The organism is Mycolicibacterium diernhoferi (assembly GCF_019456655.1).
In the GTDB taxonomy this organism is placed as follows: Bacteria; Actinomycetota; Actinomycetes; order Mycobacteriales; family Mycobacteriaceae; genus Mycobacterium; species Mycobacterium diernhoferi.
The window spans coordinates 4,022,853-4,041,250 of sequence record NZ_CP080332.1 but is presented as its reverse complement, the minus strand read 5'-3'; the positions used below and the strand labels follow the sequence as shown (position 1 = coordinate 4,041,250).

Sequence of the window (18,398 nt, the reverse complement as noted above, 5' to 3'; positions counted from 1 at the left end):
GGTCACGTCATCCGCGCGCCGGGATCCCCGGGCGCAACACCCATACCCAGGATCCACCGTGCGTAACGGTCCATCGACACGTCGTATTCGCCATGGACCGCGTGGGTGGACAGCATCCCGATATCGGCCGCCATCCTGCGCAGATGATTATCGGACTTGTAGCCGCTGGAACCGTTGCCGTCGACAAGGCCGCGCAGTGTGTCGCGCACCGTTTGCAGGATGGTCGCGCCGTGCAACCCGGCGCACGCCTCCTCCTCGAGTGTCGGCGGGACACCGGTACGGGCGATCTGAATGGCGTTCTCGGTGGCGCCGTCGAGTACCAAATGCATGATCCGCGCTGTCTGGAAGGCGTTGACCCACTTCAGTCGAGCCAGCGGTCGTTCGATTCGTGGCGGGCTGTTGACGCCCGCGAACGCGTTCAAGCGTTCCCGCGCTATCTCCACTCCGGCGTCGAGTGCCCCCACGAACATCGCCGACATCGATAGGCTGAGCACCGAGAACGGCATCCGCATGACGTCTTCCTCGTGGAAGGTCCCGCCGTGATCAGCGGCCGACATCATCTGGCCGAACGGCAAGGCCCAACTTTCCGGGACCAGCGCATCCTTCACCTCGATGCTGACGCTTCCCGTCGCGGCCATCGACGCGACGTCCCAATCGTCGAAGATCTCCATCTGCTCCCGCGGCACGATCACCCAGTGCATATCCGCATCGATGATCACCGGCACGAGTGCATGGGAGGCGTGCAGCATGCCGGTGGCGTAACCCCAGCGCCCATTGACGCGCAAACCCCCGTCGACCCGTTCGGCCGAGCCCGGGAAGGACAGGATCGCGGCGGCGCGCACCGAGGACCGCTCGGCGAAGAGCTCCTGCTGTACCTCGAGTGGGTACCGGCACAGAAACCAGTTGTGCAGGTTGTAGAAGCCGGTGACCCACGCCGTGGAGACATCGCCGCCGGCGATGATCTCGGTGACTTTGTTGAGTTCGTGTGGACCCAGCCCGGCGCCACCCCAGCGCTTCGGTACGACCACGGAGAACAGACCCGCAGCTTCCATGTCCTCGACGAGATCGTCATCGAGGCGCCCGGCCAGCTCCATCTGCCGCGCGAGGTCCCGGATCCTCGGCACGAAGGCCCGCGCGGCATCCGCGAGCGAGGCGCCCGGCGATGACCCGTCAGTTCGCACTGCTTGGTCGACGACCGTCATCATGATCTCCCTCAGGGTTAGTCGAGTGCCTAAACAAAAAACATACCGATGCTCACCCCGGGAGGCAAGGGTGAGCTGTCCCCACTGCCGCAGAGGGGGTTTCGCGAAAGAGTCGGGTTACTGCCCGGGGCCGTTGGGCCACTTGATCATGCAGCCGGCGTCGATCGGGATGCTGGTGCCGGTCATGTGCTTTGACGCGTCTGACGCCAGGAAGAGGACGAGTTCGGCGACGTCCTCCGGCTCCAGCCAGGCGGTGGGAAGGGCATGGTAGAACTCCGAGGCCGGCCGGAAGTCGTCCTTGCTGACGTCGCCTTCGAGATCGGGCCGGAAGACCTGGTAGATGCCCGCACAGTTCATCAGATGCGTGTTGCAATTGGTGGGGTGCACAATGTTGACCCGAATTCCGTTGGGCGCCAGCTGTAAAGCCATTCTCTGTGTGTAGTCGACCAGCACCTGTTTGGACCAGCTGTATCCCTCCCCGCCCGGCCCCATGATGGTCCTGGGATCGGCTGCCTGGGACATGGTGCCGGGGATCAGCGCCGCGATGGACCCGGTGATGATGATGGAGGCGCCATTGCCGGCCGGGACCAGGCGCGGGATCGCCACCGCCACGGTGTTCATCACGCCGATGAGGTCGACGTCGACAGCGTCCTGGAAGTCCATCGGCTGTGGATCACCCATGGCCAGTGGCATGATGCCGGCGTTGGCCATGACCGTCGTCAGCTGTCCCAACTCGGTGATGCCCTGGTTGAGGGCATCACCGAGCTGCTCCCGGACACGCACGTCGGCCTTGATGGCCACGCAGCGGCGACCCTCCTGCTCGACGAGGGTCTTGGTCGCCATCAGGTCATCCCAGCTGGCCATCGGGTACGGATTCGACTCGATGTCCTCGCAGATATCGATCGCGATGATGTCGGCGCCTTCTCGTGCCTGCAGCACGGCATGAGCTCGTCCCTGACCGCGGCCGGCGCCCGTGATGAACGAGACCTTGCCTGTCATTCTGCCGGGCATGACTTCCCCTATCGTGATGAATTGAGTTGGTGCTCAGAGGGAGCGGAACATCCCGCCGTCAGCGAGTATCTGAGCGCCGTTGATATAACCGGCGGCGTCGCTGGCAAGGAACACGCAGAGTCCCACCATGTCCTCGGGCACGCCCATGCGCTTCATCGGGTTCATTGCCGCGACCAGCTCATGCGCCTCGGCACCCCATCCCTTGGAGATGTCGGTGTCGTAGGCGCCCGGCAGAACGAGGTTGGCCCGAACCTTCGGTGCCCACGCACCGGCCAACCCCAACGTCAGGGCGTTCAGTCCGGCCTTCGCCATGGCGTAGGGCAGATCGGCGGTGTCCGGGCGCAGTGAGCCGGCGGTGGTGACGTTGATGATCGAGCCGCCGTCACCCTCGGCCATCCTCGTACCGAAGAGCACGCTGAGGCGAAATGGCCCGCGGGCATTCACCGCGTGGACCTTGTCGTAAAGCTCCTGCGTCACCGAGGGAAGATCGTCGTAGACCGGCGCCATTCCGGCGTTGTTGACCAGGACGTCGCACCGGCCGAAAGTGGCGTACACCGTCTCCAACAGTGCCTCGGCGTCCTCCCACTTGCCGACATGGCAGCCGACCGGCAGCGTGCGCCGTCCGGAGGCGGCCGCGATCTCCTCGGCCGCGGTCTCGCAGTTGTCGAACTTGCGGCTGGCGATGACAATGTCGGCGCCCGCCATGGCGAATCCCTCCGCCACGGCGCGGCCGATGCCCCGGCTCCCCCCGGTGACCACAGCGACCTTCCCCGTCAGGTCGAACATCTCGGCGGGAGTCTTCATCGCTGGTAATCGCTACTCGCGGCGAGCTCGGCTGCACCGCGCATGAGATCCAGGATGACCGGCCCGAAGGCCTCCAGCTTCGGGTCGCCTTTGGCCCGTTGATAACCCTGCTCCAAGATGACGGCCAGCTTCCACTGGGCCAAGACACAGTAGTAGTCGATGTCATCGACCTGACGTCCCGAGACGTTGGAGTAGTGCTCTAGAACCTCTGAGCGTGAGGGCATTCCCCGCATGTCCACATAGTCACCGACACTGCCGTCACCGCTGTTGGTGTCCTCGGGCCAGGACTGCATGACCCAGCCCAGGTCCAGCTTCGGGTCGCCGATGGTGCCCATCTCCCAGTCGACGATGGCGGCCAGCTGGGCCGGCGCACCGTTGCGGAACATCACATTGGCGAATTGGTAGTCGCCGTGCATGATTCCCGGGATGTAGTCGATCGGCTTGTGTGCCCGCAGCCACGCGGCGGCTTCATCGAAGCCCGGTAGTTCACGGCCTTTGATGCGATCGAGGAAGGCAGTCCAGCGGTCCACCTGGCGATCATGGAAGCCGTCCGGCCGACCCAGATCGTGGAGACCCTTGGCTCTCCAGTCGACTTTGGACAGCAGCGCCGCGCCCTCGACCAGTTGGTAAGCCAGGCCTTGCCGACTCTCGACGTCGGCATCGAAGGGCGCGGGCCACTTCCCGATGCTCTGCATCGGGGACCATCCGTCGACGAATCCCATCAGATAGAAGGTGCGTCCGAGAACGGACGGATCCGTGCAGACCGCGATCGCCTCGGTGTGCGGTACATCGGTGCCGGTCAACGCATCGATGATGCGCCATTCACGGAGGATGCCGTTGTCGCGGTCGGCCGGGGCGGTGGGCGGCGGGATTCGCATGGCGCAGTGCAGGTCGCCCCGTCGTATCTCATAGATCTCGTTCTGGCTGCCACCGGAGATGTAGCGGTACTCCAGTGGTGCACCGGTCCCGAGCTCCTGGATGTCCAGCCAAGAAGTGAGCTTGTCGACGTCGGCGATCGTCGGAGCGATCTCCTCTGCTGTGGTCACAGTTCTCCATTTCGAATTACCTGGTTGGTGAAATCAGTTGCACCGGGGCCGATGTCGACGATGCCCCGCGGAGTGATTCAGATGTCCGGTGATGAGATGAGGTCGGTCATCTTCGCGGGATTCAGGTATTCCCGGTAGAGACTGATCCTGTCGCCGTCGAACCGAAAGACGGTGATGTAGCTGTTTCGGTAGGCGTTGTCAGACGCCAACATGATTGCTTCGCTGTGGTATTCGGCGATGACGGCATCGGATTCTCGGATGTTGTACCACTGGTCGAACGTGAAGTCCATCCGCCGGAACAGGTGCGGAATCGTGTTTCGCAGCTGATCGACGATGGCGGACTTCCCGTGCAGAGCGGGCAGATCATCGAGGAAGGGGAGCGCCATGATCGCGTCGTCGGCAAGGTGTCGCCCGACTTCCTCGAAGTCCAGGCTTCCTATGCTGTTGAGGAAGTCTGTGGCGATCTCGACCCGGCGAGTGAATGGCGCTGTCACAGGTTGCCCACTTCGGCGTCGAGGTAGTCGGAGAGTTTCGCGCGGGCGGCCTCCCGCTTCCTCGGCAGCCACTCGGTGGGCCACATGTCGTCGGTGGGGGAGTGGTCCCGAAGTACCTGGCGGGCGACCGTGGTCTTGTGCACCTCGGTGGGCCCGTCGACCAGTCCCATCGCCGCAGCACCGTGAATCATCTTGAACAGCGGCATCTCGTTGCTGACCCCCAGCGCACCGTGGACCTGCATTGCGCGCCAGGCGATATCGTGGAGCACCGTGGGCATCGTCGCCTTGACCGCCGCGATGTCTTTCCGGACCCTCTTGTAGTCGTTGTACTTGTCGATCTCCCACGCGGTGTACAGCACGAACAACCGGAACTGCGTCAGCTGGGCGTAGGAGTCGGCGATGAAGCCTTGGATGAACTGTTTGTCCGCGAGCAGACTGCCCGCCGTCTGACGACTCAGTGCGCGCTCGCACATCATGTCCAAGGCTTGCCGGGCGAAACCGATTGTGCGCATGGCGTGATGGATGCGTCCGCCGCCCAGGCGGGTTTGGGCGATGGCAAAGGCTTGCCCCTCTCCGCCCAACAACGCCTCGTGGGGGACGCGCACGTTGTTGTAGTGGATCAGCGCGTGCATTCCCTCATCGTCCGGTTCGCCGTACAGTCCCACATTGCGCACCATCTCGACGCCGGGGGTGTCGGTCGGCACCAGGAACATCGACATCCCCTTGTAGGGGCTCACCTCGGTGTTGGTGACCACCATGACGATCAGGAACGACGCCGTTCTGGCATTGGAGGAGAAGAACTTCCAGCCGTTGATCACCCAATCGTCGCCGTCCCGCTCGGCGTGGGTGGTGAACTGAGTCGGGTCCGCGCCGGCCTGCGGTTCTGTCATCGAGTAACTGGAGAACATCTCGCCGTTCAAGAGCGGTTGCAGGTAGCGCCGCTTCTGCTCCGGTGTGCCGTAGTGCGCGATGATCTCGGCGTTGCCGGTGTCCGGCGCCTGGCAACCGAACACGATGGGCGCCCACTGCGAACGGCCGAGGATTTCGTTCAGCAACGCCAATTTCAGCTGCCCGTAGCCCTGGCCTCCGAGTTCGGGGCCCAGATGGGTGGCCCACAGCCCCTTGCGCCGCACTTGGTCCTTCAGCGGATCGACGGCCTTGCGTCGGGCGTCGGTGAGCGGAACGAACTCCTGGTTGGGCCACACCAGGTCCAGCGGTTCGACCTCCTCTCGCACGAACTGATCCGCCCAGTCCAGCAATGCCTGATAATCGGCATCAGTCTCAAAATCCCATGACATTGCCGCAATTCCTTTGTGAGAAGGTGAGTGGAAGGGATGGCACAGGGCCAGCGTTGCTGCTATTCGTTCACTTTCGGTCCGCGCGCGTTCCAGAACGACATTCGCGAACTCGGTAGGTCCAGGCTGTCGCTCATCACGATCTCGCCGCTGGCCACGCCTTCCATGATCTTGGCCAGGATGGCGTCGGCATCGCCCTCCATCTCATAGATGGTCAGATACCGGTGTTCCTGCGGCATACCACCCTCCACGCGGTACACCTCCGCGTCGCGGAGGTCGTAGCGGGTGGCTGACAGCATGCCCGGAATTGCCAGAAGTTCCGGTATGTGGACGTTGTCGTACCACTCGTTGTATTCGTCTTCCATACCTTCGACGGGATTGGAGAAGGTGACTTGTAGATACCTGTCCGACATGCGTAGTCCTCACTTCAGGCTTGAAATGGAGCACGGGTCAACCGGTTTGCAGCCCGCTCATATTGGTGATCCACTGCTCGTAATTCGCCGCCTTGGCTGCCAGTGCGGCAGTGCCGATGTCCGAGTCGAGGATCAGGAAGTCCTCGGCATCGATGGCGCGCACGAGCCGCTCCGCGACCTCGTCGGGGCGGGCGGCGCTGTTCATGATCGCCTGGTTCTCGGGTGCGACGTCGGCCAACAACATCGGTGTCAACATCGGGCCGGGGCAGAAGCACGAGACCTTGATTCCCTTGGGCCGATATGATGTCGCGAGCCATTCCGACAGGCTGAGCGTGGCATGCTTGGTCACCGAGTAGGCGGGCTTGTCGGGATGGACGGCCAGCGCGACGACCGACGCGGTCTGGAGCAGGTATCCGTCCCCGCGTTCGAGCATGGCCGGTAGTACTTCGCGGGCTGCGTACACGTGCGACATCACGTGCAGTCGCCAGCTGAGGTCCCACAGCGCCTCATCGCCGATGCCGCCGCCCTGGGGCGGTCCGGTGTAGCCGGCGTTACTGAACCAGAGATCGATCGGGCCGTAGGTGCGGCGGGCCAGCTCGGCCACTGCACGGACGTTCTCCTCGAGCGTGATGTCCACAGCCAGTCCGACGGTACCGAGGTCATCCGCCACCCGGGTGAGGCCATCGGAGTTGACGTCGGTGACAACGACTTTCGCGCCCTCAGCGGTAAAGCGTCTGGCGCACTCTGCCCCGATCCCGCTACCGCTTCCGGTGATGACGACGACTTTGTCGCGCAGCTTCATCTAGAACGCCTGGGCGGCGGAAGCGCCGGCGGGCCGCAGGTGCTTGATGGATTTGAGGCTGATGTCCCAGTCTTGCGCCTCGGCACGCAGTGCCGATACGGTCGCCTGTTCCCGCGGGATGTGGGCGAACGGGTCGTAGTCGAAGTGCCGCATGGCGTTGAGGTGGGTGATCTTGTTGATCTCGTCATCTGAGACGCCACCGAGTGACCGCTGGAGAATCTCTGGAGCGTTCGGCCAGGTGGTGTCCGAGTGCGGATAGTCGCATTCCCAGGTGATGTTGTCGATGTTGAGGTGGGCACGATTCTCGACGCCGACGAGATCGTCGATGAAGCACAGGATCACGTGCTCGGCGAAGATCTCCGACGGCAACCGGCCACCGAGATCCATGCCGCTCCAGTGCTGGGTGTGCTTGTAGATGTAATCGACGCGTTCCTGGAAGTACGGCAGCCAGCCGATGCCACCCTCGGACAGCGCAACACGCAAGGTGGGGAACTTCAGGAAGACCTTGCTCCACAGCAGGTCGGCGGCGGCGGAGAACAGGCCGATTGGTGACAGGGTGTACACGAGTTCGATGGGGGCATCGGGAGATGTCATCGGGGGGATGGAATTCGATCCAAGATGCATGCAGACGACGGTGCCCGTCTCGGCACAGGCCTCCCAGAACGGATCCCAGTGATCCGAGTACAGGCTCGGCAGCCCGAGATCGTAGGGGCTGGACGAGAAGGTCACTGCGTGGCAGCCCTTTTCGGCGAGCCGCCGAATCTCGGCGGCTGTTGCGATGGGATCCCACATCATCGGCAGCGCAAGGGGAATGATGCGACCTGGGTGCGTACCGGCCCACTCCTCGATGTGCCAATCGTTGTACGCACGCACCAGAGCGGCGGCCTGGTCCTTGTCCTCGGACTCCATGAACAACTGGCCGCAGAAGCGTGGAAAGGAGGGAAAGCACATCGAGCCGAGCACTCCGTTGGCGTTCATGTCCTTGACCCGGTCGTCGATGTCGTAACAGCCGCTGCGGATCTCCTCGATACAGGTGGGCTCGGCCCCGAACTCCTCGGGCGGGCGTCCGGCCACCGCGTTGAGGGCGGGATTGAGGATCTCCTTGCCGTCGTACAGCCACGCCATCGTGCCGTCATCGCGGCGGACGAAGCGCGGCGCCGCGGCTTCGTACTTCTTGGGCACCCGACCGTCGAACATGTTCGCTGGTTCGATCACGTGGTCGTCGACGCTGACCAGGATCAAGTCATCGATGTTCATCAGTTCTCCCTATTTGCGGTCAGGCGCCAGGCGCCTGAGTCAGCCCATCAGATCGAGCACCAACCGTTCGCCGAAGCCAGATTCTTGGAACCACGACGCGTTGGCTTTCAGGTTCTCGGCCCACACCTCGGCGGCGCCGACGGAGTCCTGCTCCGCTGCCGCGGCGACGAACTGTGCGAAGAGACGCTGGGCGTTGCGATTGGTCTTGGCCACCCAGGGCAAGCGCGTCGCGTCCGCGGTCACCGCCGGCTCCACTCCGACGCGCACCCAGTGCATGATCTCGGCGATCACGGTCAGCGCGGGGTTCTTGACCGCCGAGAAGGCGATCATCTCCGCTTCGCGCCAGGTCGTGACGAACTCCGAGGTGTTCTCGGTACATGCCGCCAACCGGGAACTGACATCGTTGAGCATCTTGAGACGGGTCGGTGTGATTCGTGAGGCGACCAGACCGATGATCGGCGGCATGATCTGCTGTGTCGCTCTGAAGAAGTCCGCGAACGTGGTTCCACGTGCTTCGAGCACGATGCCCGCCTGCTGCGCGGCAACCCGCGATGAGGGAGTCCGGATGGACGCCCCGCCGCGGTCACCGGTCCGCAGATCGAGCAGGTATTCCATCTCCAGGATCCGCAGCGCTTCGCGCAACGTAGGTCGGGAGATGCTGAATTCGTCTGCCAGGTCGGCCAGCGACGGAAGTCGGTCGCCGTCCTTGAGTCGGCCCTCGGCGATGCGCGCCCGGAACTCGGCGGCCAGAATCAACGCGCGGCGCGGCGTGGGGCCGGAGCCGGCCTGCCCGGCCTGCGCTCGCCACAACGGTGCGATATCGATCGGTCGCCGACTGACCTTCCGCCCGACGAGCAGACGATTCGTGGTGAACAGGTAGTCGCTCCACGTCTTCTGCGCCAGGGCGGCGTCTCGGCGCCGCGCGGCGTCGAGAAAGGCGCTGTGGCTCACGATGACCCGGCGCGCGATCTGATCCGCCGCGACCGCGTCCTTGCTGTCGATGGACGAATAGACCTGGCCGGCATAGATGTCGCGGAAGACTCCGGCGATGACAGCCAAGGTCTGGTTGCCCGCCAGCTCGGTGACCGCCTGATCGAAAGCTGTGATGGCGGTGACGAAACCGAGTGGATCGCCTTCCGCCGAGCGTTCGGAGTCGTGCAGTGCCACGAGGGTCTTGAGATGGCCGGTCCCGGCCAGGCCGACTGCCTGCCCGGCAGCAGCGGGCTCGATGACCGACCGGACCTCTTCGAGATGTTCCAGCGTGGTGCTACGCAGCTGCAGCAACAGTGCCACGTATCGGCTCACTGCTTCGAGTCCGGGCCGGCGAACAACCGCGCCGCCGCCGCGTCCGCGCCGGATCTCCAGGAGCTGCTGTGACTCCAGAATCCGCAGGGCTTCGCGCAGTGTCTCGCGGGAGATCTGCAAGCGCTTCGTGAGATCGGCTTCCGGTGGCAATTGTTGATCAGCTGCCAGCTGTCCGGTGAGGATCTGGTGCCTGAGGTCGGCGGCGAGCAGATGGGAGACCTTCTGGGTGTTCCGTCGCGGCATGGATCGCCACACATCGCCGTCACCGGGTTGGATCGGCATCATGGCGCTGGTTCGTTCGGCGCTTTCGGGTGACTCGGTCATAGGTGCAGTCAATACCATTGCTTCGGCAGGTTCGGTACCTGGACAGGTGCCGCCTGTTCCCGACCTGATAGGGGCCGCGTCCGGACGCGGCGTCGGGTGTCTCTGTCGGCGCACAGCATCAGGGAATCGCTCTTCTCCCGCGCTGGCCCTTGAGTCACGACATTCCTTATCCGAGAGTGGGTTCTGCTACCTACCGTAAAGTAGACAGACTACCTAGTCAACTATTTAATGCGATGCATGTGCGACGGGTTCGGAAAGGCGGTCAGGTGATCTGGTCGAGCCTGAACGGCATCGTGATCTGCTGCTGCAGATTATGGCCGCAGGCGCCGCTGACGCCCGTCGTCTCATCCCAGCCCGCCCATGTGCGCGAGTTCCTGACCGCTTGCCCCCGTGCGTCTGCGGGATAGAACTTGAATATCTGCCGGCCCGGGGAGGTCGTGACGCCGTCGGGGCAGGGTGCCCAACCCGGTAGGTCGCGCCGGACGAACCACTGGCCGGACATGTTGCGCACCTCGGCGGACCACCCTTGATCGCTGGTCACCGTGCCGGCGCACAGGTCGGCGAAACTGCAGGTGGTGGTGATCGTCCAGGTGCTTCGGACGGTGGCCTGTTCGTGAACCCGCGAATTGGTCTTGGCCTGGTCTCCCAGGGACGTCGCGCGATAGGTCCCGTTGAGTGGCCCCGCCGAATCCGCATGAGCAAGCGGAGGTGGGCCGACCAGGGGCAGCACTCCGAGTGTGACCGCAACAAGACAGGATGTGCGCATTGGTTCTCCAACCCCGAAAGATGGCGGCGGGACGCTCTGGATCTCGCTCGCGACCTCTCGTTCATGTTGCGGTGCAGTAGGTCTCGTCTGGGTCAATCGCGGAGGGCAACCGCCTCGGGCCGGCCGCTGCAACGGACTATCGGCCAATGGTGCCGCATCCTCTGCTGTCGCGGTTGTAGAATAGGGCGAAGTCAGAAAATAGTTGACTAGGTCCGTTTGATCGGCTTATATCATTGATGTTGCGTTCGGCTGAACATCGAGATCGGAGCGGCGGTGTGCACAGCGAGACACATCCGGCACCGCTTCGCGATGAGTTACCGACGAGACATCGTTGTCTAGGTCACTCGCCCGACCGGTGATGGGTCTGGTGACCATCGCGGTCATCTCCGCGCTCGTCTTCGGGGCAGTCTTCCTGTTTCGCGGTGGCGCCACCGACAGCGTGTCAGCGACGGTGTTCTCCCCGCGGGCCGGGCTGGTGTTGAACCCCGATGCGAAAGTGAAGTTCCATGGCGTGCAGGTCGGCAGGGTTTCCGCCCTCGAGGGCGCGCCGGATGGCCAGGTGGCGATTCACCTCGCGATCGATGCTGCGTGGCTGCACCTGATACCGGCCAATTCTCTGGTGAACATCGAATCGACAACGATTTTCGGTGCCAAGTCCGTGTCATTGGTTTCACCGCCCCAGCCTGCGGCAGAGGCCCTGACGGCCGGGCAAGTGCTCAGCGCTCAGCACGTCACGGTCGAAGTCAACACGGTGTTCCAGCGGCTCACCTCACTGTTGGACAAAGTCGACCCCACGAAACTCAGCCAGACCCTCGGCGCCATGTCCACAGCATTCGACGGCCGTGGCGAAAAGTTCGGTCAAGCCCTCGTCGACTTCGAGGCGTTTCTGGCCGAGATCGAGCCGAGTCTGCCTGCGCTCAGTCACGACATCGAGTTGACACCACTGGTGGTCAACGCCTACGCCGATGCGGCGGACGACCTGATGCGCACGGTGGACAACGCGTCGAAGCTGAGCCGAACCATTGTCGACACCCAGCACGATCTGGATACGTTCCTGATCAGCTCGATCGGGCTGGCGGACATCGGTAGCGACGTCATCGGCTCCAACCAGAAGGCGATGACCGATGTGGTGCACCTGCTGGCGCCCACCACCGACCTGACCAACCAGTACAACACCGCACTGACCTGCGCGCTCCAGGGACTGGAACGGATGGCGAACGTGCCACCGTCGGTGGTTCCCGGTGTCCTCACCAATTTCGGCCTTACCTTGGGTGCCGAACGATATCGGTTCCCGGACAACCTGCCGAAGGTGGCGGCCACGGGCGGTCCGCGCTGCTTCGGGCTGCCGGACCTACCGGCCGGACACCGCGTACCGCAACTGATCACCGATATCGGGGTCCAGTCCACCCAGTACGGAAATCAGGGGCTGGTTCTGAACTCCGACGGTCTGAAGCAGATGCTGTTCGGGCCCATCGCGGGTCCGCCACGTAACACCGCGCAGATCGGACCACGCGGATGATGGGCCAGGCGCGCGGTGCGGCCGTGAAGTTCGGCGTGTTCGCGGCGGTGATGATCGTGTTGATCTGGTTCCTCTTCGGCATTTTCAGTCAATCGCGGACCGGGCCCACAGCGAGCTATTCGGCGGATTTCTCCGACGCCTCCAGTCTGAAATCGGGGGATTCGGTGCGCATCGCCGGTATCCGCATCGGCACCGTGAACAACGTCGAGCTGCAACCTGATCTGAGAGTTCTGGTCGCGTTCGACGCCGATCGTGACATCAAGCTCACCACCGGTACCAAGGCCGAGGTGCGCTATCTCAACCTGGTCGGGGACCGCTACCTGGAATTGGTCGACGGACCGGGATCAACCCGACTCCTGCCGGCCGGATCGCACATTCCCACCGACCGTACCGAGGCCGCGCTGGACCTGGATCTCCTACTGGGTGGCCTCAAACCCGTGATTCAGGGTTTGGATCCGCAAGACGTCAACGCCCTGACCAACTCGCTGATCCACGTCTTTCAAGGCCAGGGCGGCCCATTGGAGTCGCTGCTGTCGCGCACCTCGTCGTTCTCGACGTCGTTGGCCGACAACAACCACGTCATCGAACAACTCATCGACAACCTGAACGCGGTGGTCGGCACCCTCGCCCAGGACGGGGATGAGTTCTCCACAGCGGTCGATCGACTACAAAAGCTCATCACCGGTCTCTCCGCCGATCGCGACCCCATCGGTACCGCGATCTCGTCGTTGAGCAGTGGGACCGCGTCCTTGACGGACCTGCTGACCAACGTGCGGCCGCCACTGGCCGAGACCGTGACGCAGTTGGGTCGGTTGGCGCCGATACTCGACGGCGACCAAGAGACCATCGACATCGCGCTGCAGCGGGCGCCGGCGAATTACCGAAAGCTGGTCCGGCTGGGCTCATACGGCAGCTTCATCAACTACTTCCTCTGCGGTGTGACCTTCCGTGCGACGGATCTGCAGGGACGCACGACGGTCTTCCCCTGGATCAAACAGACCAGCGGAAGGTGCGGTGAGCCCGAGTGATCAAATACCGCGGAAGCCATCTCATTCGCCACGGCATCATCGGTGTCACCCTCGCGGTTCTCATCATCGCGGCGGGGCTGCAGCCGGAACGCATCTCGTCGTGGGCGACATCGGTGACCTACAGCGCGATCTTCGCCGAAGCAGGGGGTCTGGGCAGCGGTGATCCGGTAACGGTGTCCGGGGTCAGGACCGGATCGGTGTCCAGTGTGGACCTGGACAAGGGGCGCGCGGTCGTGAACTTCACCCTCAAGGCGACGGTGGGGCTCGGATCGGAAACGTCCGCCCACATCCGTACCGGTTCGCTACTGGGGCAGCGGGTGTTGACTCTGAGTTCGGCCGGCAGTGGTCGCTTGGCACCCCGAACTGTCATCCCGCTCTCGCGAACGTCATCGCCGTACTCGCTGACCGAAGCGACGAGCGACCTCACGACGAACACCGCGGGGATGGACACCGCCTCCCTGAACCGGTCCTTGGATACGCTGTCGGACACCATCGGTCAGATCGCGCCGCAACTGGGACCGACCTTCGACGGGCTCACCCGGTTGTCGCAGTCCATCAACGGTCGCAACGACACCCTCGGCGAACTCTTCCAGAGCGCGGGCGAATTCACTTCGATCCTGTCGGACCAGAGTCAGCAGGTCAACACGCTCATCCTGGATGCTGATGCTCTCCTCGGTGTGCTGGTCGAGCGGCGGCAGGCGATCGCGCAGCTACTTGTGTACACGTCCGGGTTGGCGCAGCAGCTGTCCGGACTGGTCGCCGACAATGAGGAACAACTGGCTCCCGCGCTGGAGAAGCTGAATTCGGTGACGGCGATGCTCGAGAAGAACAGCGACAATATCGCCAAGGCGTTGCCGGGCCTTGCGAAATACCAACTCACCCAAGGCGAGACGGTGTCCAGCGGGTTCTACTACAACGCGTTTGTGCCGAACCTGACCCAGGCGCAGCTGTTACAGCCTTTCCTCGACTATGCGCTCGGGTTCAGAAGAGGCACCGACGCCGGCCGGCCCCCGGACAACGCCGGTCCGCGAGCTGAACTCCCGTTTCCGTACAACGGCATCCCGGGAGGATCACGATGAAAGGCCCCAAGCGGTCGGTCGCGGTCATCGCCGGCATCCTGGTCGTGCTGGCGGGTACCGGGTTCCTGATCCATCGGGAGTTCCTCGCTCCCAACAAGATCACTGCCCAGTTCGTCTCCGCCACATCGGTCTATCCGGGCGATGAAGTGCGCGTCGCCGGTGTGAAGATCGGCACGATCGCGCAGGTGGAGTCGCAGGGCACCCAGGTGGCGGTCACGCTCAGCGTCGATCGTGGCGTTCCGATTCCGGCCGATGTGAAAGCCGTGATCGTCGCGCAGAACCTGGTCGATGCCCGGTATGTCCAACTCACGCCGCCCTATGAATCACGTGGGCCGACCCTGGCTGATGGCGCGGTGATTCCCCTCGATCGGACAGCCGTACCCGTCGAGTGGGACGAGGTGAAGGCTCAACTGAACAGGCTGGCCACGGATCTGGGACCAAGCGCTACTGACTCCACCACGTCGGTGGGGCGGTTCATCGACAGCGCAGCAGACGCCATGGACGGCAATGGCGCGAAACTCCGGCAGACGATCACTCAGCTGTCGGGGATGGCGCGCATCCTCGCCGACGGGGGCGGCAACATCGTCGATATCGTCAAGAACCTTCAGGTTTTCGTCACGGCGCTCCGTGACAGCAACACTCAGATCGTGTCATTCCAGGACCGGCTCGCCACCTTGTCGAGTGTGCTGGGAGACAGCACTTCCGATCTGGATGCGACCTTGACGAACCTGTCCGCAGCGGTCGGCGATGTGCAGCGCTTCATTCTCGGCACCCGGGACAAGACGTCAGAACAGATCCGTCGGCTGGGCAACGTCACCCAGAACCTCGTCGATCACCAGATCGATCTGGAGAACGTCCTGCACGTGGCGCCGAACGCTTTTGGTAACACGGTCAACAGTTACAACCCCGACACGGGGTCGATCCTCGGTAGTTTTGCGCTCAACAATTTCTCGGATCCTGCAGGATTCCTGTGTGGCGCGATCGGCGCACTCGACAATGCCACCTCAACCGAAACCGCGAAACTGTGCGGGCAGTACCTCGGCCCTGCGGCGCGCACTATGAGTTTCAATTACCTGCCGTTCCCGATCAACCCGGCGCTGATGCCGTCGCCGAAGAACGTCGAATACTCGGACCCGGCATTGGCGCCCGGTGGCGCGGGGCCCACCCCGGGGCCCCCCGAGGCGCCGTTGGGGTTGTCGGCCTACCCGGTCGCGCCGGCGCCGCCCGGCGCCGCGCACCCGCCTCCTGCCGGATCCCCGCCGACCTTGCAGGACATGCTGCTCCCCGCAGAAATGGCGGCACCATGAGCGGATCGCTCCTTGTTCGTCGGGTACTGGCGATCAGCTCAGGTGTGGTGCTGACCGCGACGGGATGCGCATTCGACGGGCTCAACTCGCTGCCGCTGCCGGGCAGTGTGGGCCGCGGTCCCGGCGCGACGGTTTATCACGTCGAAATAGCGAACGTGTCCACACTTGAGTCGAATGCACCCGTCATGATCAACGACGTCATCGTCGGCAGCGTGGGCAGAATGACGGTCAAGGACTGGCACGCCAACGTCGAAGTATCGGTACAGCCGGGTGTCCGGGTGCCCGCCAATGCCGTGGCCAGCGTCGGGCAGACCAGTCTGCTGGGGTCCATGCATCTGCAGCTCAACGTGCCGCTGGGCCAGATACCGAGCGGTGGCCTCGAACCCGGAGCGACCATCCCGCTGAGTAGATCGTCAACCTATCCGTCCACCGAGCAGACTTTGTCCTCGCTGTCGGTGATCGTGAACGGCGGCGGGCTCGGGCAGATCGGCGACATCATCCACAACGTCAACGATGCGTTGTCGGGGCGCGAAGAACAGATTCGGTCGCTGCTCACCCGGCTGGACACCTTTGTGGGGACCATCGATGCCCAGCGCGACAAGATCGTCTCCGCGCTGCACGGTTTGAATCGATTGGCCGACACGGTCGCGGGCCGACGCGCGGTGCTGACCGAGGCGATGCACACGATCCCGCCCGCATTGGATGTGCTCGTCCGGGAGCGGCCCCGTATCGCTGCCGCGCTCAAGCAACTCGGAATCTTCAGCGATACGGCTGTCGGCCTGGTCAACGACGCCCAAGCCGATCTGGTGCGGAACCTGCAGAATCTGGGACCCACGCTGCGATCGCTGGCCGACGTCGGACCGGGTCTGAATGCCGTGCTGGCCTATGCGACAACCGCGCCGTTCACCCAGAATTTCATCGACCGGGCGGTCCGCGGCGACTATGTCAACCTGTTTGCCGAGTTCGATATCACCGCTCCACGGATGAAGCGGGCACTGCTCATGGGTACCCGCTGGGGGGAGGACGGCGCACCGTTGGTACCGGCGCCGGGAGAGCCCGCGTACCTCGGTTACACCAAGGATCCGCTCGGCGTCGGCGTGATACCGCCGCCACCGCCGCCGGCCCCCCACGCCGGGCTGGAGCCCGCCGCGCCCACATCCGATGTTCCTGCCACAGACGGGACCGGCTAGATGTTGACGCGCTTCATCCGGACACAGTTGATCGTCTTCACGATCGTGTCGATCGTCGGTATGAGCGTGATGGTGTTCGGCTATCTGCAGATACCGACCCTCCTGGGCCTCGGTCGCTACACCGTGAAGCTGGAATTGACGTCGTCGGCAGGGTTGTACAGGTTCGGCAACGTGACGCTGCGGGGCGTGCAGATCGGCAAGGTCACCAGCGTGGTGCCGACCGAGGCCGGTGCGCAGGCCACTCTCGTGCTGGACACGTCACCCAGAATTCCGGCGGACCTGCAGGCGCACGTACGCAGTGTCTCGGCGGTGGGCGAGCAATACGTCGACTTACTACCGCGCACCGACACGGCGCCGTACCTGGAGGACGGTTCGGTCATCTCGGTGCGAGACACCGAGATTCCGCAACAAGTCGGCCCGATGCTGGATCAGCTCAGTGAACTGGTCGATAGCGTTCCCAAGGAGCGGCTCAGTGATCTGCTCGCGGAGTCCTATCAGGGCTTCGAGGGAGCGGGCGATGACTTCGGATCCCTGTTCGACTCGGCATCGACGATCGGCACCGACTTCGCCCGGATCGGCGAACAGACCCGGATACTGCTCGATGACGCAGTGCCGCTGCTGGATTCCCAAGTGCAAACTGTCGACTCGATCCGGCAGTGGGCGCACAGTCTGGCAGATGTCACCGGACAGTTGGTGGCCAACGACACCCAGATTCGTACCCTTGTGCGGCAGGGGCCGGGTGCGTTCGACGAGACGTCACGGCTGCTCAGCGATGTGAAACCGACACTGCCGGTGCTCCTTGCCAATCTCACCAGCATCGGCCAGATCGGCGTCACGTACCGTCCGTCTGTCGAGCAGCTACTGGTGTTGCTGCCGAACTACGTCGGCCAACTTCATACGTTCGGAATGCCGAGCAACAGCCCGACCGGTCAGAGCATTGGTGATTTCGCTCTGACCATCAGCGATCCGCCGGCGTGTACCGCCGGCTTCCTACCGCCATCGGCCTGGCGTTCCCCAGCCGACCTGACCGACGTGGACACCCCCGACGGCTTGTACTGCAAACTGCCACAGGATTCACCGTTGGCTGTGCGCGGTGCCCGCAACTACCCCTGTATGGGAGTGCCCGGAAAGCGGGCGGCGACGGTGCAGGACTGCAATAGCGACAAACCTTTTCAGCCATTGGTGCAGCGCCAGAACGCCCTCGGCCCCTATCCGATAGACCCCAACCTCATCGCGCAAGGTATTCCGATCGATGACCGGGCCGGTATGGATGAGGGCATCTTCGGGCCCCTGCAGGGAACCTCGCCGCCGCCCGGCGCCGGCCCTCCGGCGCCACCGGACGCCACGCCCGCGCCGGCGCCTGCTGCCGGAGCGATCCCGGTCGCTCCGAGCGCATTCGGCGTCGGTGGACCGGGAAGCGGTCCATCCGTGTTCGTGACCAACTATGACCCGCGCACCGGGCAGTACGTCGGACCGGACGGAGCCGTGCATCAGCAGCGGAACCTGGCGGTGGCGACGACAGACGAGTCATGGCGGGATCTGTTTCCCACGTAGTG

The 18,398-nt window shown here is 63.8% G+C and carries 17 protein-coding genes; 6 read left to right on the top strand and 11 right to left on the bottom strand.

Going from position 1 to position 18,398, the window contains the following annotated elements; translation table 11 throughout:
- Positions 1–2: 2 nt before the first annotated feature.
- The 11 genes from K0O62_RS19095 to K0O62_RS19045 form a co-directional block, all read right to left on the bottom strand.
- On the bottom strand, positions 3–1,202 hold the full coding sequence (locus K0O62_RS19095; protein ID WP_165636931.1) for an acyl-CoA dehydrogenase family protein: 1,200 nt from the start codon (positions 1,200–1,202) through the stop codon (positions 3–5).
- Between the two features lie 117 nt (positions 1,203–1,319).
- On the bottom strand, positions 1,320–2,213 hold the full coding sequence (locus K0O62_RS19090; protein WP_073853683.1) for a mycofactocin-coupled SDR family oxidoreductase: 894 nt from the start codon (positions 2,211–2,213) through the stop codon (positions 1,320–1,322).
- A 33-nt stretch (positions 2,214–2,246) separates the two neighbouring features.
- The gene (locus K0O62_RS19085) at positions 2,247–3,017 is read right to left on the bottom strand and encodes an SDR family NAD(P)-dependent oxidoreductase (RefSeq protein WP_073853685.1); all 771 of its coding nucleotides are present in this window, start codon (positions 3,015–3,017) and stop codon (positions 2,247–2,249) included.
- Positions 3,014–4,033, bottom strand: coding sequence for a phosphotransferase family protein (locus K0O62_RS19080; RefSeq protein ID WP_073854353.1), 1,020 nt, complete (start codon positions 4,031–4,033; stop codon positions 3,014–3,016). The genes K0O62_RS19085 and K0O62_RS19080 overlap by 4 nt, the downstream gene beginning before the upstream one ends.
- A gap of 107 nt (positions 4,034–4,140) precedes the next feature.
- Positions 4,141–4,557, bottom strand: a complete 417-nt coding sequence (locus tag K0O62_RS19075; protein ID WP_073853687.1) for a nuclear transport factor 2 family protein — start codon at positions 4,555–4,557, stop codon at positions 4,141–4,143.
- On the bottom strand, positions 4,554–5,855 hold the full coding sequence (locus K0O62_RS19070; RefSeq protein WP_073853688.1) for an acyl-CoA dehydrogenase family protein: 1,302 nt from the start codon (positions 5,853–5,855) through the stop codon (positions 4,554–4,556). The genes K0O62_RS19075 and K0O62_RS19070 overlap by 4 nt, the downstream gene beginning before the upstream one ends.
- A 59-nt stretch (positions 5,856–5,914) precedes the next feature.
- Positions 5,915–6,265: a DUF4286 family protein gene (locus K0O62_RS19065; RefSeq protein ID WP_073853690.1), complete on the bottom strand. Its 351-nt coding sequence runs from the start codon at positions 6,263–6,265 to the stop codon at positions 5,915–5,917.
- 37 nt (positions 6,266–6,302) lie between these two features.
- Positions 6,303–7,067, bottom strand: a complete 765-nt coding sequence (locus K0O62_RS19060; RefSeq protein WP_073853692.1) for an SDR family oxidoreductase — start codon at positions 7,065–7,067, stop codon at positions 6,303–6,305.
- The gene (locus K0O62_RS19055) at positions 7,068–8,324 is read right to left on the bottom strand and encodes an amidohydrolase family protein (RefSeq protein ID WP_073853695.1); all 1,257 of its coding nucleotides are present in this window, start codon (positions 8,322–8,324) and stop codon (positions 7,068–7,070) included.
- 39 nt (positions 8,325–8,363) lie between these two features.
- On the bottom strand, positions 8,364–9,953 hold the full coding sequence (locus K0O62_RS19050) for a FadR/GntR family transcriptional regulator (protein WP_073853697.1): 1,590 nt from the start codon (positions 9,951–9,953) through the stop codon (positions 8,364–8,366).
- A 262-nt stretch (positions 9,954–10,215) separates the two neighbouring features.
- On the bottom strand, positions 10,216–10,683 hold the full coding sequence (locus tag K0O62_RS19045; protein ID WP_234799944.1) for an Rv2253/PknI dimerization domain-containing protein: 468 nt from the start codon (positions 10,681–10,683) through the stop codon (positions 10,216–10,218).
- A 367-nt stretch (positions 10,684–11,050) separates the two neighbouring features.
- Between K0O62_RS19045 and K0O62_RS19040 the strand changes: the two genes are divergently transcribed.
- From K0O62_RS19040 to K0O62_RS19015, 6 genes are read left to right on the top strand one after another with little or no spacing between them, the layout of a single operon-like run.
- On the top strand, positions 11,051–12,238 hold the full coding sequence (locus K0O62_RS19040; protein ID WP_097933976.1) for an MCE family protein: 1,188 nt from the start codon (positions 11,051–11,053) through the stop codon (positions 12,236–12,238).
- Complete coding sequence (locus tag K0O62_RS19035) at positions 12,238–13,266, top strand: MCE family protein (protein WP_073853702.1); 1,029 nt, start codon at positions 12,238–12,240, stop codon at positions 13,264–13,266. Before K0O62_RS19040 ends, K0O62_RS19035 begins: the two co-directional genes overlap by 1 nt.
- Positions 13,263–14,345 carry an MCE family protein gene (locus K0O62_RS19030; protein ID WP_073853704.1) on the top strand — a complete coding sequence of 361 codons (1,083 nt, stop codon included), beginning with the start codon at positions 13,263–13,265 and terminating at the stop codon, positions 14,343–14,345. The genes K0O62_RS19035 and K0O62_RS19030 overlap by 4 nt, the downstream gene beginning before the upstream one ends.
- Positions 14,342–15,652, top strand: a complete 1,311-nt coding sequence (locus tag K0O62_RS19025) for an MCE family protein (RefSeq protein WP_073853705.1) — start codon at positions 14,342–14,344, stop codon at positions 15,650–15,652. The genes K0O62_RS19030 and K0O62_RS19025 overlap by 4 nt, the downstream gene beginning before the upstream one ends.
- Positions 15,649–16,842, top strand: a complete 1,194-nt coding sequence (locus K0O62_RS19020) for an MCE family protein (RefSeq protein WP_073853707.1) — start codon at positions 15,649–15,651, stop codon at positions 16,840–16,842. The genes K0O62_RS19025 and K0O62_RS19020 overlap by 4 nt, the downstream gene beginning before the upstream one ends.
- Positions 16,843–18,396, top strand: a complete 1,554-nt coding sequence (locus tag K0O62_RS19015; protein WP_073853709.1) for an MCE family protein — start codon at positions 16,843–16,845, stop codon at positions 18,394–18,396.
- The last annotated feature ends 2 nt before the right edge of the window (positions 18,397–18,398 follow it).

What these genes read in the sequence shown, in the direction of transcription:
- K0O62_RS19095 (WP_165636931.1), bottom strand. Translation starts at nt 1,202, where the DNA reads ATGACGGTCGTCGACCAAGCAGTGCGAACTGACGGGTCATCGCCGGGC.
- K0O62_RS19090 (WP_073853683.1), bottom strand. Translation starts at nt 2,213, where the DNA reads ATGCCCGGCAGAATGACAGGCAAGGTCTCGTTCATCACGGGCGCCGGC.
- K0O62_RS19085 (WP_073853685.1), bottom strand. Translation starts at nt 3,017, where the DNA reads ATGAAGACTCCCGCCGAGATGTTCGACCTGACGGGGAAGGTCGCTGTG.
- K0O62_RS19070 (WP_073853688.1), bottom strand. Translation starts at nt 5,855, where the DNA reads ATGTCATGGGATTTTGAGACTGATGCCGATTATCAGGCATTGCTGGAC.
- K0O62_RS19065 (WP_073853690.1), bottom strand. Translation starts at nt 6,265, where the DNA reads ATGTCGGACAGGTATCTACAAGTCACCTTCTCCAATCCCGTCGAAGGT.
- K0O62_RS19060 (WP_073853692.1), bottom strand. Translation starts at nt 7,067, where the DNA reads ATGAAGCTGCGCGACAAAGTCGTCGTCATCACCGGAAGCGGTAGCGGG.
- K0O62_RS19055 (WP_073853695.1), bottom strand. Translation starts at nt 8,324, where the DNA reads ATGAACATCGATGACTTGATCCTGGTCAGCGTCGACGACCACGTGATC.
- K0O62_RS19050 (WP_073853697.1), bottom strand. Translation starts at nt 9,953, where the DNA reads ATGACCGAGTCACCCGAAAGCGCCGAACGAACCAGCGCCATGATGCCG.
- K0O62_RS19035 (WP_073853702.1), top strand. Translation starts at nt 12,238, where the DNA reads ATGGGCCAGGCGCGCGGTGCGGCCGTGAAGTTCGGCGTGTTCGCGGCG.
- K0O62_RS19025 (WP_073853705.1), top strand. Translation starts at nt 14,342, where the DNA reads ATGAAAGGCCCCAAGCGGTCGGTCGCGGTCATCGCCGGCATCCTGGTC.
- K0O62_RS19020 (WP_073853707.1), top strand. Translation starts at nt 15,649, where the DNA reads ATGAGCGGATCGCTCCTTGTTCGTCGGGTACTGGCGATCAGCTCAGGT.
- K0O62_RS19015 (WP_073853709.1), top strand. Translation starts at nt 16,843, where the DNA reads ATGTTGACGCGCTTCATCCGGACACAGTTGATCGTCTTCACGATCGTG.